The organism is Succinivibrio sp. (genome assembly GCF_045124615.1).
In the GTDB taxonomy this organism is placed as follows: Bacteria; Pseudomonadota; Gammaproteobacteria; order Enterobacterales; family Succinivibrionaceae; genus Succinivibrio; species Succinivibrio faecicola.
The window spans coordinates 1-1,759 of sequence record NZ_JBGVMC010000147.1; the positions used below are offsets into that span (position 1 = coordinate 1).

Annotated in this window: 1 protein-coding gene; it reads left to right on the forward strand. The window is 34.4% G+C overall.

Features of this window, described 5'->3' with window-relative positions; genetic code table 11:
- The coding region (locus ACJML3_RS03905) for a hypothetical protein (protein ID WP_406020801.1) at window positions 1-1,525 on the forward strand (1,525 nt) is incomplete at its 5' end.
- Between the last annotated feature and the right edge of the window lie 234 nt (window positions 1,526-1,759).

The window sequence follows — 1,759 nt, forward strand, 5'->3', positions numbered from 1 at the left end:
TCTTGGATTGCCAAAAGTACTTGATGTAAGCATGAAAGGTGCAGAGCTTGCATTAAAGAATGTTTCATCTCAATGTACTGCTTTATGTCTTAATAACGGATTTTCATGTAATAAATCTCTTCTATCATCAATTCTATGGCCTGTAAATTCTTTCAATAGTCTAGATTATGAACAAATTGATGATTTGTGCACAAAGCAGATAAGACCAGATGTATACAGATTCAATCTGACAAAAAAATGTAAAGCTAAGTTAGACAGCTTCTATAACAATGAAGGTGTAGGTCCTTTATCTTTTGTATATCAACTATTTAACAGTCCAAATTCAGCATATAAGAAATATGAACAAAGCTGGAATGAAACGGTGGCTCAATCTCCTGTAGTTGCAGAAGATATGAATAGATATGAGTTCAATGACTGGTATCTTCTATTGTATTCATTAGTCGGAAACAGACATATTAGGGAATTTCCTAACAGTTTCTATGCAATAAATAATCACAAAGGTGATCCGACTACATTAGTATACGATATAGACAACAGATATGAGATGGAGCTTTTAAAGTATTCATCTGTTCTATACAGAAGGATGAATTCTTCAATAAAATCAAAAAACTCAGTCACAAAGACATTGAAATTATGGTCTGATTTTTATCGTCAGTTAACTCAGATGCTGCCTAATATTCATCATGCACAGGCAGTAAGACCGATTATCTACAAGTCCATGCTAATGAGAATATGGAATCTTGCAGGAAGACCTAATGGAGTAAAATTCTATTCAAAAAATAAGTTCCGACATGGAACTAATGGAAAGACTATAACTGACGAAAACCTTGAAAAGCAGTGTTCTTTATTTGAAGGTTCAAATGGAGAACAGTTCTTCTATGCATCATCTGATTGCGTAAAATCAGTTGCAGATATAATGAGAACCTCTCCGTACAACACTTCTTTGTACAAAGAGCTCGAAATAAAATGGGACAATTATGCAAAGGCTTGGATGAGTTCTCCTTTCTACAATGATTCGCTAGATGATGCAATTGGAGAGAACAAAAGAGCAAATCTTACACTTATAACACTCTCATTGTTTAAGGAATATGGATTTGGTGATTATTTCCAGATCAGAGAATGTCTATCAAGCAGAGATTCTGACATTTGCAGTTATGAATCAAATAAATACTATTCTACTTATACAAAAGAATTCAATTACAGATTAGATTCAATCAGTAACGTAAGTGCAGATGATGCTAACAGTCTGAATGAACTGAATAACCTTTACCTTGAGTATTATCATGCACTAGAACTTTATCTTGACGATCTGGTTAGCTCAAACACTATTCCATTGTGGAGAGCTGATTTTATCAAGTCTCTTGCTTCAATTGTTCAGACTAATGCTATGCTGAATTTTGCATATTCAAGAGAAGAATTACCAGATATTTCACAGAATATGCAAAAAGAAGGTACAGACGAAAAGATGACCATTGAGCAGGATAAGTATGACGATAAAGATGGTCTGCCAGATGATATCATCTGAATATTTGATGCACAGGGATCTTCCAATTCGCACAAAAGGATCAGGCTGTTTTTAGAGAGGATCTTGTAATTTTATTAACAGCTATTCACGCTAAGGATCAACCTATCTGTTGTTAGGATCAAGCTCCACGCAACCAAGATCTTTAAATTCACAGTGGAGATCAAATGCTCCTTCTTTAAGATCTAACTATTCGCATACAGGATCAACTAATTCACGCCTAGGATCAGTCAATTT